Annotated in this window: 14 protein-coding genes and 1 tRNA gene; 6 read left to right on the top strand and 9 right to left on the bottom strand. The window is 74.0% G+C overall.

Annotation, left to right across the window (positions count from 1 at the left end):
- Positions 1–35: 35 nt before the first annotated feature.
- Positions 36–1,514: a S1 family peptidase gene (locus Cch01nite_RS10455; protein WP_203752878.1), complete on the bottom strand. Its 1,479-nt coding sequence runs from the start codon at positions 1,512–1,514 to the stop codon at positions 36–38.
- A gap of 154 nt (positions 1,515–1,668) precedes the next feature.
- On the opposite strand from Cch01nite_RS10455, the gene sthA reads away from it, so the two are divergent.
- Positions 1,669–3,108, top strand: coding sequence for a Si-specific NAD(P)(+) transhydrogenase (gene sthA / locus Cch01nite_RS10450; RefSeq protein WP_203752875.1), 1,440 nt, complete (start codon positions 1,669–1,671; stop codon positions 3,106–3,108).
- Here sthA and Cch01nite_RS10445 read toward each other — a convergent pair.
- Complete coding sequence (locus Cch01nite_RS10445; protein ID WP_203752861.1) at positions 3,105–3,470, bottom strand: VOC family protein; 366 nt, start codon at positions 3,468–3,470, stop codon at positions 3,105–3,107. The two genes, sthA and Cch01nite_RS10445, sit on opposite strands and share 4 nt — an antisense overlap.
- 109 nt (positions 3,471–3,579) lie before the next feature.
- On the opposite strand from Cch01nite_RS10445, the gene Cch01nite_RS10440 reads away from it, so the two are divergent.
- The 3 genes from Cch01nite_RS10440 (at position 3,580) to Cch01nite_RS10430 (ending at position 5,990) form a co-directional block, all read left to right on the top strand.
- Positions 3,580–5,142 carry a phytoene desaturase family protein gene (locus tag Cch01nite_RS10440; protein ID WP_203752858.1) on the top strand — a complete coding sequence of 521 codons (1,563 nt, stop codon included), beginning with the start codon at positions 3,580–3,582 and terminating at the stop codon, positions 5,140–5,142.
- A 104-nt stretch (positions 5,143–5,246) separates the two neighbouring features.
- Positions 5,247–5,852 (top strand): DUF2510 domain-containing protein, encoded by a 606-nt coding sequence (locus tag Cch01nite_RS10435; protein ID WP_203752855.1) that lies wholly within the window; start codon positions 5,247–5,249, stop codon positions 5,850–5,852.
- A gap of 53 nt (positions 5,853–5,905) precedes the next feature.
- Positions 5,906–5,990 (top strand) — tRNA-Ser (locus Cch01nite_RS10430).
- A 62-nt stretch (positions 5,991–6,052) separates the two neighbouring features.
- Here the strand turns inward: Cch01nite_RS10430 and Cch01nite_RS10425 are convergent.
- A complete protein-coding gene (locus Cch01nite_RS10425; protein ID WP_203752852.1) occupies positions 6,053–6,418 on the bottom strand; it encodes a DoxX family protein in 366 nt (121 codons plus the stop codon).
- Between the two features lie 111 nt (positions 6,419–6,529).
- Between Cch01nite_RS10425 and Cch01nite_RS10420 the strand changes: the two genes are divergently transcribed.
- On the top strand, positions 6,530–6,925 hold the full coding sequence (locus tag Cch01nite_RS10420) for a winged helix-turn-helix transcriptional regulator (RefSeq protein ID WP_203752849.1): 396 nt from the start codon (positions 6,530–6,532) through the stop codon (positions 6,923–6,925).
- A 34-nt stretch (positions 6,926–6,959) separates the two neighbouring features.
- Here the strand turns inward: Cch01nite_RS10420 and Cch01nite_RS10415 are convergent, their stop codons facing one another.
- From Cch01nite_RS10415 to Cch01nite_RS10400, 4 genes are all read right to left on the bottom strand, one after another.
- A complete protein-coding gene (locus tag Cch01nite_RS10415) occupies positions 6,960–7,577 on the bottom strand; it encodes a GNAT family N-acetyltransferase (protein WP_239070250.1) in 618 nt (205 codons plus the stop codon).
- Positions 7,578–7,630: 53 nt separating this feature from the next.
- Entirely contained in the window at positions 7,631–8,686 is a 1,056-nt protein-coding gene (locus Cch01nite_RS10410) for a hypothetical protein (RefSeq protein ID WP_203752846.1), read from the bottom strand.
- Between the two features lie 91 nt (positions 8,687–8,777).
- A complete protein-coding gene (locus Cch01nite_RS10405) occupies positions 8,778–9,788 on the bottom strand; it encodes a hypothetical protein (protein ID WP_203752843.1) in 1,011 nt (336 codons plus the stop codon).
- Between the two features lie 92 nt (positions 9,789–9,880).
- Positions 9,881–10,777, bottom strand: a complete 897-nt coding sequence (locus tag Cch01nite_RS10400) for an SDR family oxidoreductase (protein ID WP_203752840.1) — start codon at positions 10,775–10,777, stop codon at positions 9,881–9,883.
- An 84-nt stretch (positions 10,778–10,861) separates the two neighbouring features.
- Between Cch01nite_RS10400 and Cch01nite_RS10395 the strand changes: the two genes are divergently transcribed.
- Entirely contained in the window at positions 10,862–11,428 is a 567-nt protein-coding gene (locus tag Cch01nite_RS10395) for a TetR/AcrR family transcriptional regulator (protein WP_203752837.1), read from the top strand.
- 27 nt (positions 11,429–11,455) lie between these two features.
- Here the strand turns inward: Cch01nite_RS10395 and Cch01nite_RS10390 are convergent, their stop codons facing one another.
- On the bottom strand, positions 11,456–11,971 hold the full coding sequence (locus tag Cch01nite_RS10390; protein WP_203752822.1) for a flavodoxin family protein: 516 nt from the start codon (positions 11,969–11,971) through the stop codon (positions 11,456–11,458).
- A 3-nt stretch (positions 11,972–11,974) separates the two neighbouring features.
- Positions 11,975–12,847 (bottom strand): universal stress protein, encoded by an 873-nt coding sequence (locus Cch01nite_RS10385; RefSeq protein ID WP_203752819.1) that lies wholly within the window; start codon positions 12,845–12,847, stop codon positions 11,975–11,977.
- Positions 12,848–12,893: the final 46 nt, after the last annotated feature.

Genomic DNA, 12,893 nt, shown 5'->3' with positions numbered 1-12,893 from the left:
CGGGCCCCGCGTCCGTCGGTGGGACTAGCGGTGCCTCACGGCGTGGTCGCGCCGAGGGTGTAGGCGCCGGAGCCCGAGTACGCGTAGACGCTGTACCGGTAGTAGCCGGACGTCCCGCTGTAGGTGATCGACTCGTCGGCGCTCGTGGACGTCGCCGAGGCGACGTTGGTCCACGCCGACCCGCTCCACTTCTGCAGGTACAGGTCGAAGTCGGCGCCGGTCGGGCCGTCGAGGCAGAGCCGGATGGTGCCGCTCGCGTTGACGGTCACGTAGCTGCCGGTCGGCTGGACCGCCGACTGGCGCGACGCGAGCGTGCCCGTGTACGTGCGGGCGTAGCCGGTGCACGTGCCACCGCCGCCCCCGCCGCCCGTCGACGTGAGGAGCGTGAGGCCGAACGCGCCGAGCGCCTCGTTGACGGGCTGGAAGTACGTGGTGCCGCCCGACGTGCAGTTGCCGGAGCCGCCGGACGTCATGCCCTGCGCCTGGTTGCCGGCGATGAGCGAGCCGCCGGAGTCGCCCGGCTCGGCGCACACGTTGGTGCGGATGAGACCGGAGACGCTGCCCTCGGCGTAGTTCACCGTGGCGTTGAACGCCTGGATGGTGCCGCAGTGCCACCCGCTCGTGGAACCCGAGCGGCACACGGACGCGCCGACGGCGGCCTGCGTGGACCCGGCGACGGCGACGGTGCCGCCGCTGTAGTTGTTCACGACGCCGACCGGGGTGTTGCCCGTGGCGACGCGGACCCACGCGTAGTCGTTCCCGGGGAAGCTGGAGCCCGCGAACGTGCCGGACGGGTTGGTCGTGGTCGACCCGGTCGTGCCGCAGTGGCCGGCGGTGACGAAGCCGCCGTTGACGGCGAAGCCGACCGAGCAGCGGTACTGGTTGTTGATGTTGTACGCGTTGCCGCCGATCACGTCGATGAACGTGCGGGGCGCCTCCGTGGTCTCGACGACCTTGACGGCGTCCGCGGGGATGCCGGCGGCGGCGGCGAGGTCCCGCACCTGCGTGAGCGCACCGGCGGTGGCGTTGACGACGACCGTGTTGGTGGTGACGTCGACGTACCAGGACGGGACGGCGGCGGCGACGGGGGCCAGGGCGGTGTCGAGGCCGGTCTTCCAGGCGTCGAGGTCGGCGAGCGCGTGGCGGGCGACGACGGGGTGGGCTCCGGCAGCGCGGACCGCGGGGGCGTCGGCGGCGTCGACGACGCCCACGTGCAGGACGTTCTTGGTGGTGTCGAACCAGGCGCCGGCGTAGTCGGCGCCGAGCCGCTGCTCGAGGGTGCGCTCGGTGTCGAGGGCTCCCGCCTGGAACGCGAGCCGTTCGCTCGCGGCGGCCTTCGAGAGCCCGAGGTCGCGCTGGAGTGCGCCGATCACCCCGGCGGGCACCTTCGCCGCCGTGGTGGGACCGGGTGCGCTGACGTCGGGTTCGGACGCCGCCCAGCCGGCGGTGGGGGTGAGGACCAGTGCTGCGGCCAGACCGATCGTGACGGCGGCCATCTCACGCATGCGTCTCATGTCACCTCTCCGTAATCCGGACGATGACTGTTGTCATCGTCTCGGTCACGGATCGTACTCGCCAGTACGGCGCGAGCGACAGGGGGTCGGTGACACGAGTCGGCCGCCCGTCCAGGGGCTGCCAGGTGTCCGCGGGCGGTCCACACTGGCGACCATGGCCACCGACGAACGGGCCGACGAGCCCGAGCGCTACGACTACGACCTCGTCGTCATCGGCTCAGGACCGGGCGGGCAGAAAGCCGCCATCGCCGCCGCCAAGCTCGGCCACCGCGTCGCCGTCGTCGAACGCCGGCACATGATGGGCGGCGTCTCCGTGAACTCCGGCACCATCCCCAGCAAGACCCTGCGCGAGGCCGTCATGTACCTCACCGGCATGGCGCAGCGCGACATGTACGGCGCGAGCTACCGCGTGAAGAGCGACATCACCGTCGAGGACCTGTTCGCCCGCACCCAGCACGTCATCGGCCGGGAGATCGAGGTGGTCCGCGCCCAGCTGCTGCGCAACCACGTCGAGATCCACAACGGCACCGGGTCGTTCGTCGACCCGCACACGATCGAGGTGCTCGACGACGACGGCCGCCGCACCCGCTTCGCCGCACGGTTCGTCGTCATCGCCACCGGCAGCAAGCCGCACCGCCCCGACACCGTGCAGTTCGACGAGCGCACCGTCGTCGACTCCGACGGCGTGCTCGCCCTCGACCGGGTGCCGAACTCCATGGTCGTCGTCGGCGCCGGCATCATCGGCATCGAGTACGCCTCGATGTTCGCCGCCCTCGGCACCCGCGTCACGATCATCGACAAGCGGCCCACGATGCTCGAGATGTGCGACCCCGAGGTCGTCGAGTCCCTCAAGTTCCACCTGCGCGACCTGTCCGTGTCGTTCCGGCTCGGCGAGGAGGTCGCCGGCGTCGACTCCGGCGCCCACGGCACCGTGACCCGGCTCGTGTCCGGCAAGAAGATCGCCGCCGACACCGTCATGTACTCCGCGGGCCGGCAGGGCCAGACGCACGCCCTGCAGCTCGAGGCGGCCGGGCTGTCCGCGGACTCACGCGGACGCATCAAGGTCGACTCCGACTACCGCACGGAGCACCCGCACATCTTCGCCGTCGGCGACGTCATCGGCTTCCCCGCCCTCGCCGCGACCTCGATGGACCAGGGCCGCCTCGCGGCCTACCGCGCGTTCGACGAACCGGCCCGCGAGCTCGCGTCCGTGCAGCCCATCGGCATCTACACGATCCCCGAGATCTCCTACTGCGGACGCACCGAGGAGGAGCTCACGCGCGACGCCGTCCCCTACGAGGTCGGCATCGCGCGCTACCGCGAGCTCGCCCGCGGGCAGATCGTCGGCGACTCCTACGGCATGCTCAAGCTCCTCGTGCACACCGAGACCCGCGAGCTCCTCGGCGTGCACATCTTCGGGACGTCCGCGACCGACCTCGTGCACATCGGGCAGGCGATCATGGCGTGCGGCGGCACGATCGACTACCTCGTCGACACCGTCCTCAACTACCCGACGCTGTCCGAGGCGTACAAGGTGGCCGCGCTCGACGCGACGAACAAGATCCGGGCGGTCGCCCGGTTCAGCGAGATCTAGCCCGCGTCCGTCGTCCCCTCGTACAGGCCGAGCTGGTTGCCCTCGGAGTCCGCGAAGACCGCCCACCAGCTCGTCGGGGAGATCTCCGTCTTGCCCTGGACGGTGCTGCCGCCGAGCTCTTCGATCCGCGTGAGCGCGTCGTCGATCGAGTCCACCTCGACGTAGCTGCGCGGGACCTGCAGGTTGCCGCCGCGCTGACCGAGGCCGCCGCCGCTGATCTTGTTCGGGGCCTGCCACATCGGGTAGCCCTCGAAGCCGGGCATCTCGTTGATGTCCCAGCCAAACAGGGCCGAGTAGAAGCTGACGGCCCGCTGCAGGTCGTCCGCCGGGATGTCGATGTGCGTGATGTCGCCGTGCGCCATGGCTCTCGCTCCTCGTTCGCGTGACGGCCCACCACGGTCGGGCGAGCCCGGACACCGGCAGGCTAGGACCGACCGCCCACAGAGGCATCGGGAGCCTTAGCGTGACCCCGTGGAACGGACCCGCTACGACGCGGTCGTCGTCGGCGGCGGCCACAACGGGCTGACCGCCGCGGCCTACCTCGCCCGGGCCGGTCGCAGCGTGCTGGTGCTGGAGCGCGCCGACCACCTCGGCGGTGCGACCGGGTCGCACCGCGTGTTCCGTGGGGTCGACGCACGGCTGTCCCGGTACTCCTACCTCGTCTCGCTGATGCCGCGCGCGGTCCGGGACGAGCTCGGGCTCGCACTCGACCTGCGGCGCAGGCGCGTCGCCTCGTACACGCCGCTGCCCGCCGACCCGGCCCGTGGCCTGCTCGTCGACACCGGGGACGTCGACGCGACGCGACGGTCGTTCGGCGCGATCGGCGCGGCGGCGGACCAGCACGCGTGGCAGGACCTCGGCGCCCGCACCCACGCGCTGGCGCAGTCCGTGTTCCCGACCGTCACCGGGCCGCTCCCGACGCGTGCCGAGGCTCGGGCGGCCATGGGCGAGCAGTGGTGGGCGGACCTGCACGCACCGCTCGGGGAGCTCCTCGAGCGCACGTTCGCGCACGACCTCGTCCGCGGCGTCGTCCTCACCGACGCGCTCATCGGGACGTTCGCCGGCGCCCACGACGCGACCCTCGCGCAGAACCGGTGCTTCCTCTACCACGTGATCGGCGGCGGCACGGGCGACTGGGACGTGCCCGTGGGTGGCATGGGCGCCGTCGTCTCGGCCCTGGCGGACGCGGCACGCTCTGCCGGTGCCGAGCTGCGGACCCGGGCCACGGTGCACGCCGTCGACCCGGACGCCGGGGAGGTGTCGTGGACCGACGACGACGGGGCCGAGCACTCGGTCGACGCGGCCCACGTGCTGGTCAACGCCGCCCCGCGCGTGCTCGACCGCCTTCTGGGCGTCGAACCCCACGACGAGCCCGAGGGGAGCCAGCTCAAGGTCAACATGGTCCTGCGCCGGCTGCCCCGACTCCGGGACGCGACGGTGGACCCGAGCACCGCCTTCGCCGGGACGTTCCACGTCAACGAGTCCTACGAGCAGCTCGCCACCGCGCACGCGCAGGCCGCCGCCGGCCGGATCCCGACGCTGCCGCCCGCCGAGATCTACTGCCACACCCTCACCGACCCGTCGATCCTGGGGCCCGACCTGCGGGCGACGGGCCACCACACCCTCACCCTCTTCGGCCTGCACATGCCCGCCCGCCTCTTCCGCGCCGATCCCGAGGGGACGCGGGCCGCAGCGCTCGCCGCCACCCTGCGGTCCCTCGACTCCGTGCTCGCCGAGCCGATCGAGGACTGCCTCGCGCTCGACGCGGACGGGCGCCCGTGCCTGGAGGTCCGCACCCCCGTCGACCTCGAGCAGGAGATCGCGCTGCCCGGCGGCCACATCTTCCACCGCGACCTGCAGTGGCCGTGGCACGAGGACGACGCACCCGCGACCCCGGCCGGCCGATGGGGGGTCGCCACCGACCACGAGCGCATCCTGCTGTGCGGTGCGGGCGCACGACGGGGCGGCGGCGTCAGCGGGATCCCCGGGAGGTCCGCCGCGATGGCGGTGCTGGAGTCGACGCGGGGCGGCTGAGCCCGGTCGGGACGGGTTCTGACACCGGCGCCCGCGCCGCGGGCTTCAGGCGGCGACTGTGGATGCCGATGCAGGTCGGAGCCACCCCCGACGCAGGAGCTGTGATGACCGCCGTCCCGCCCGGGTGGTACCCGGACCCCGAGAACCCCACCACGACGCGCTGGTACGACGGGCAGGCGTGGACGGAGCACCGCGGCCCCGCCGCACCCGTCCCGACACCCCCACCGGCCGCCTTCGCCGCGGCGCCGCCCGGCGCCTACGCCCTCGCCTGGGGTACCCCGCCCGCGCCGGTCGCCCGCGGGCGCAGCCCGCTCACGGTCGCACTGATCGTCGTCGGCTGCGTGATGGGCGGACTCTTCGTGGTGGGCATCCTCGCCGCCATCGCGATCCCCGTGTTCCTCAACCAGAAGGTCAAGGCCGAGCTCGCGGAGCTGTCGACCGTGACGTGCGAGTCGATCGCCGCCGAGGCCGTCACCCGGTCCCAGACCGAGGTCACCGGCACCGACGTCCCCCTCACGTCCCTGTCGGGCCTCACCGTCACCGACGACCACCGCGCGAACGTGCAGCGGCCGCACCCCGACGGGCTGTCTCCCGTGCTCACCTGCACCGGCACCGCGCTGTGGGCGGACGGCGTGACGACACCCGCGACCGTCGAGCTCCACGTCGACAGCGCGTGGCAGCACCAGGTGTCCGTCGACTGGGACGAGTGAGCCTCCGGACCGGTTCGGTCCAGCGCGTCCGGTCGGGTATCCTCGGTCGGCCGGGAGGATTCGCCTAGTGGCCTATGGCGCACGCTTGGAAAGCGTGTTGGGTGAAAGCCCTCGGGGGTTCGAATCCCCCATCCTCCGCGCACCGAAGGGCCCGTGACTCGCAGCGATGCGGTCACGGGCCCTTCGTCTTGCCCGTCCGGTCAGCCGACGTAGGCGACACCGAGGACGGTCGCCGCGAGCGTCAGGACGAGCAGGACGGCCTGCGGGACCCACGGCTCCTGGCGGCGCGCGTGCACGACGATCGCGCCGACCATCGCGACGGCGAGGCCGACGGCCGCGACCGGGGTCAGCACGGGGGCGATGCCGGTGAGGGCGGGCAGGACGAGGCCGAGCGCACCGGCGACCTCGACGGCCCCGATGAGGGTGATCGAGCGGTCGGAGAAGTCCTCGGTCCAGGCCATGCCGGAGGCGGCGAGCTGCTCCTTGCTGCGGGCGACCTTCATGAGGCCGGCGGCGAGGAAGGCGAGGGCGAGCAGGCCGGCGACGACCCAGAAGACGATGTCCATGCGAGTGGTGCTCCATCATTAGTTACTGTTTGTGCGTAGCCAGATGATGAGTGATCATCGGCGCCGCTACAAAAGGCACACACGTGTGCCCGACGCACACCGGAGGAACCCATGTCGGCCGAGCAGCACGTCCGCAGCCCCTACGAGGGCTCGTGCCACGACGGCCGCGCGGACGAGGGCAAGGCCATCCGCGAGGTGCTCGACCGCATCGCCGACAAGTGGTCCCTGCTCGTCATCGCGACCCTGCAGGACGGCAGCCTGCGGTTCACCGAGCTGCAGCGGCACATCCCCGGCGTCTCGCAGCGCATGCTCACCCTCACGCTGCGCCACCTGGAGCGCGACGGGCTCGTCACCCGCACCGTGCACGCCGAGGTGCCGCCGCGGGTCGAGTACGCACTGACCCCGATGGGCGAGACGCTCATCGCACCGTCGCTGGCCTTCGCGACCTGGGCGATCGCGCACTACCCGGGGATCGAGGCGGCGCGCGCGCAGTTCGACGCCCGCTGACGGGTCCTCCGGCGGCGGACGGGCGAAGCCGCGCTCAACCCTCGCCGATCGAGGACAGGTCGGGGCGCTCGACGGGCTCGACGCCCGGTGCGACCCGGCCGTGCAGGTGCGTGTCGTGCCGGCCGTCGGAGTGCAGGAGGTGCGCCCGCAGGACGCCCTCGAGCGGCATGCCGAGCCGCCGCGCGACCTCGCAGGACGCCGTGTTCAGCGCGGAGTGCTCGAGCTGGACGCGTTCGATCCCGAGCGTGCCGAACGCCCAGTCGACGGCCGCCGCACCGGCCCGGGTCGCGACGCCGCGTCCTCGGGCCTCCGGGAGCACCCAGTAGCCGATCTCTCCGACGCCGTCGTGCAGGTCGAGGTGGTAGATCGCGACCCGGCCGAGGATCGTCGACCCGTCGGAGACGGCCCACTCGGCGCCCGTCTCCTCGCCCCACGCGCCGCTGCGCTGCGCGATCCACTCGGCGGCCCCGGCCTCGTCGGTGAGGATGCGGGCGTGCCAGTAGCGGATCGCGGGGTCGGCGTGCGCGGCGACGACGACGGGCCAGTCGTCGGGCGTCCAGGGGCGCAGGACGAGGTCGCCGGCGACGAGCGTCGGCTGCGGCGCGGCCGACATGCGGCCGGGCGGGACGATCGGCGTGGTGGAGTACGGCACGCGGGCATCCTGACCGCGGAGCCCGTCCGCGGTCCAGCGGACCGGCGTGAGCGTCAGCGCCGGGTCGCCCCCGGGCTCGCCGCCGCGATGCGCCGTCGCAGGTCGTCGAGCGCCGGTCCGGGGAACAGCGCGCCCGGGAGCATCTGGAAGAACCTCGTGCCCCGCACGCGCACGAACACGACCTCCCCGCGCACCCGCACAGGACCGAACACCGAGTACTCGAGCTCCCACGTCGACAGGGGCGCCTCGCACCGGAGCGTCGACTCGCCCAGCCGCGCGCGGTACGTCCAGCCCGCAGGCACCTGCTGGACGAGCCGACGCCGCAGACGCACGTACGACCCGGCGAAGACGCCGCACGGCGCCAGCAGCGGCAGGACCGCCATCGCGACGACCGCGCCCGTGGGGACGCCGTCGGAGGCGAGGAGCAGTGCCACGCCGCCGGCCACCACGGCCACGAGCGCGACCGCCGCGACCTGGGTCCGCAGCGAGAGCTCGACGTACGCGGCCCGCGCGAGCCGACGCGAGTAGCCCGCGTCGACGGTGCACGAGGTGGTGCCGTCGACGACCTCGGACCCCAGCGGCGAGACCGTCGTTGCCGCGGTGCCACGGTTCGCCGCCGCACGGATCCGCCTGCTCAGGTCGTCGGCCGTCCGGCCCGGCAGCAGCTCCGCCGGGAGGTACATCGAGACGCCGTTCGACCGGAACCGCAGGACGACGACACCGTCCCGCACGACCGGCGGGCCGGCGAACCCGGCGTACGGCGCGTCGGAGACGCCCTGCGGGCCCCGCGTCACGAGCCGGTCGTCCGCCAGTGCGAGCCCCAGCTCGGTGCCGACCGGGACGCGTCGCGCGACGAGGGCCCGGCTCCGGGCGTACAGGCCGGCCAGGACCGCCGCCTCGACGGCGAGCACGACCAGCACGGCACGTCCTCCGCCGTGCGGGGCGACGAGCACGACGAAGGCCAGCAGCAGCAGCAGGGCCGCCCAGACGCCTGCGGCGGGACGCGCGAGCTGGTCCCGCCAGGCCGCGTGCGTCAGGCGGCGCGCCCACGAGGCGTCGGTGACGTGCGACCGCCAGACGAGGGACGACGGTTCGGCGAGGCTCTCCACGGGGCAGAGCGTAGGAGCACCGGCGGGCCGGCGGAGGCGGAACGGAGACCGCGCTGCGGGCGGGCGGGGCCGGGGCCCCAGCGGCGCCGCGTCAGCCGGCCACCCGTGCCGCCGCGACCCGGCGGCGCAGGTCGTCGAGCGCCGCACCGGGGAACACCTGCACCGGGAACGGGATCCACTGGCCCGTCCCCCGCTGCCGGAGGAAGACGACCTCGTCGCGCGTGCGGACGTCGGTGATCCCGGCGTAGGTGAGCTCGAGCGCCACGACCGGCCCGTCGAGCCACAGGTGCGTGTCGTCGGCGCCGGCGCGGTAGGTCGACCCGACGGGCACCCGGCGCACGAGCTGCCGGTGCATCCGGGCGAGCACGCTCCAGAGGAGCACCGCCACCGTGCCGAGCGCGACGACCAGGATCACGACGGTGTCCGACCCGAGGTGACCCCCGGAGGCGAGCAGGACGCCCACCGCGACCGCGACGGCGAGCGTCGCGACCTTCCTCGGCGTGAGGACGAGCTGCCGGAAGCCCGTCCGTGCGAACCGCCGGGCGAAGCCCTCGTCCGTCACGTAGGTCGCCGTGAACCGGCCCTCGGGACGCGGCACGACCGGCCGGTCCTCGGGACCGGGGGCGTCGCGGATCCTGGCCCGCAGCTCGTCGAGCACCGGGCCGGGGAGGACCTCGAGGGGCAGGATCACGATGCTCCGTCCGGGCCGGAGCTCGAGGACCGCGAACCGCCCCTGCACGACGACGCGCCGGAACGCGTCGTAGCGCACCTCGACGTCCTGGACGACCGGGCCGTGCACGTGCAGGTGGTGCGGTCCGAGCGCGGCGCGGACGACGGTGCCGACGGGGATCGCGCGGCCCGTCCGGACGCGACCCCACACCACGGCGCCGGCCATCACGGCGACCACCGGCACGAGCATCACCGACATCCCGGCCGGTGCGCTGGCGATGATCACGAGGAGCACGACGTACACCGCGGTCAGGAACCATCCCTGGGGCGTCGTCAGGAGCCGCCGGTACTGCGCCCGGACCTGCCGACCGACGTAGCCGGCGTCCGTCGTGTACGTGTGCCAGACGAGCGAGGGCGTCGAGGTGGTGTCCACGCGTGGAGCGTAGGGCGACGGGGGCCTGGGCGGGGCGGGTTCGGTCGTCGGTACCGCCTCCGTCCGGCGCCCGGCCCGGCGGTCCGTCGGGCTCACGCCCCGACGTAGTGCCCCGCGGCGAGGTCCTGCAGGAGCGTGGGACCGGTCGGCTCCCAGCCGAGCTGTGCCCGCGTGAGGTCCGAGGTCGCGGCGACGTCGAGCGAGAAGAACCGGCCGATCCAGCCGAAGTGCTCGACGGCGTCCTCCGGCGCGACCGACGTGACCGGGACGCCGAGCCCTCGCCCGATGGCCTCGGCGATGGCCCGGCTGGGCACGCCCTCCTCGGCGACGCCGTGGACGACCGACCCCGCGTCCGCCTTCTCGAGGGCGAGCCGCACCATCCGGGCGTTGTCGAGCCGGTGGACGGCCGCCCACCGGGTCGTCCCGTCGCCGACGTAGCCCGCGACGCCGCGCTCGCGGGCGACCCGGGCGAGCTGTGCGACGAACCCGTGGTCGCCCGCGCCGTGCACGGTGGGCGCGAACCGCAGCGCGACGGGGCGGATGTCGCGGTCGACGAACGTCATGGCGAGCGCCTCGGACCCGCCGCGCAGGGCGTCGGGGCCGACGTGCGGGCTCGCGTCGCGCTCGGTGAGCGGGCGACCGAGGCCCGCGCCGGCGAGGCCGGACGCGAGCATGAAGGTCGCACCCGTGCCCGCGAGCGCGTCGCCGAACATCTCGACGACGGCGCGCTCGGTGCGGCCGGCACCCGCGTAGTCGGTGAAGTCGTGCTTGAACGCGAGGTGGATGACGGCGTCCGCGGGCTCCGCGGCCGCACGGATGCTGTCGAGGTCGTCGAGCTCGCCGCGGTGGACCGCGACCCCCCGGGCGGCGAGGGCGGCGGCCGAGGCGTCCGACCGGGCGAGCCCGGTGACGTGGTGCCCGGCCTGCTGGAGCTCGTCGACGACGGACGAGCCGACCCATCCCGATGCCCCGGTGACGAAGACGCGCATGATGGCACTCCCTACGGTGATGTCAGTGGATGACATCACCGTAGCACTCCGATGTCAGTCTGTGACATCACCTAGGATGTGCGCATGGGACGCTGGGAGCCGGACGCGCAGAACCGCCTGCGCGAGGCCGCGCTCTCCCTGTTCGCCGACGGCGGCTACGAGCGGACGACGGTCGCCGAGATCGCCCGCGCGGCCGGCGTCACCGAACGGACCTTCTTCCGGCACTTCGCCGACAAGCGCGAGGTGCTGTTCGACGGCCAGGCACGGCTCCAGGACGCGTTCGTCGGCGCGGTCACCGGCGCCGACCACGACGCCGCACCGCTCGCCGTCGTCGCCGCCGCCCTCGACGCCGCCGCCGCGCACTTCCCGCCCGAGCGCCGGGAGTTCTCCCGGCAGCGCGGACGGATCATCGCCGCGAACCCCGGCCTCCAGGAGCGTGAGCTGCTCAAGCTCGCGACCCTCACCGACGCGATGACCGAGGCCTTCCGCCGGCGAGGCCTCGCCGAGCCCGCCGCCAGCCTGAGCGCACACACCGCGGTCGTCACGTTCCACGTGGCGTTCACGCAGTGGACCGCGCCCGACGAGCAGCGGTCCTTCGTCGACCTGTGCCGGTCCGCGACCCAGGAGCTGCGCGCCCTCACCGCCGGCTGACACCACCGGCGCCCGCCGCGCACGGGCTCACGCCGACGGCGGCACGACCTCCGTCAGGTGGCTGCCCCACGCCCGCGCACGCTCGAGCTCGCCGACCGCCAGCGGCCCCTTCGTGCCGGTGACCCAGAAGCTCTCGACGTCGTCGACCGCGTACCCGGCGTGGCGCAGGCGCTTGCCGGCGCCCGACGCCGCGGACCCGGGCACGTGCGGGCTCTGGATCCGGGTGTCGAAGGCCGCGGCGTGCACGGTGCGGCCCGGGCGGTCGAGGTGCGCGAGCCACTCGCGCACGCCGATCGTGCTGGGCTCCGGCGGGCGACCGGCCTGGACGGCGGCGTCGGCGCGGGTGCGGGGACGGCTCAGGCCGAACGCGTGCGTCGGGGCGCCGACGACGAGCAGGTCGATGTCGTCGGGCAGGTGCTCGGGCGCGCCGCGGACCTCGACGAGCTCGACGTCCGGGCGTCGGGCGAACATGCCCGCCCAGACCGCCCGGGCGAGCTCGGCGGTGTTGCCGAAGGACGACTCGTAGACCACCAGCGCGGTCATCGGTCAGCCCTCGTGCACGACGAGCACAGGGCACGTCGCCTCGCGGACCACGTCGGCGGAGACCGACCCGAGCAGCATCCCGCGGAACCCGCCGAGCCCGCGCGACCCGACGACGAGCAGCGGCGACGCGTGCGACAGCTCGACGAGCGCGGTCGCCGGGTCGTCGTCGACGAGCTCGACGTCGACGTGGAGCCCCTCGTACGTGGCGGCGAGCTCGTCGGCGATCGCGCGGGCCGCCCGGTGGGTGGGGTGGTCGGGGTCGTCCGTGCGGACCGGCACCCCGGTGCCTCGCCCGAAGGGGTCGGGGACCGTCGGCCGGGCGTGCACGACGACCAGGCCGCGGCCGAGCGTCCACGCCTCGTGCGCCGCGGCGTGGGCGGCTGCGAGGGCGCCCGGGGACCCGTCGATGCCGACGACGACCGGCGCGGCGGGCAGCTCCGGGTGGTCGGGGTCCGACCTGACGACGGCGACCGGGCAGTGCGCGTGCGCGGCGACGTGCGGGGCGACGGCGCCCGTGCGGCGACGGCCACGCCGGGCCCCGGACCCGACGACGAGCAGCTGGGCGTCGTCGCTGAGGTCGCGCAGGCTCGGGACGACCGGCCCGTGCGGGATCCGGACGTCGAACTCGAGCTGCGGGTGCCGTTCCTGCTCGTGGAAGAGCACGTCGGAGAGGTACTCCTTCGCCTCGACGTCGGGCGGGAACGCGGAGACCTCGGGGTACCAGGTCCACGCCGTCTGCGCCCACGAGTCGTCGACGCACCTGACGAGGACGACGTCGGCGCCTCGTGCCGCCGCTTCGTCGACTCCCCAGCGCATGGTGTCCTCGCTGCTCGTCGACCCGTCCAGGGCGACGACGACCGGTCCGTCGGTTCGCATGGGGAGCCTCCTTGGATCCCTCGGCAGGCGGTGTCCGCTCGTCTGT

The sequence above is a fragment of the Cellulomonas chitinilytica genome, assembly GCF_016862675.1.
GTDB lineage: Bacteria > Actinomycetota > Actinomycetes > Actinomycetales > Cellulomonadaceae > Cellulomonas > Cellulomonas chitinilytica.
The sequence above is the reverse complement of the archived record's forward strand: the minus strand, read 5'-3'. Positions and strand labels throughout refer to the sequence as shown.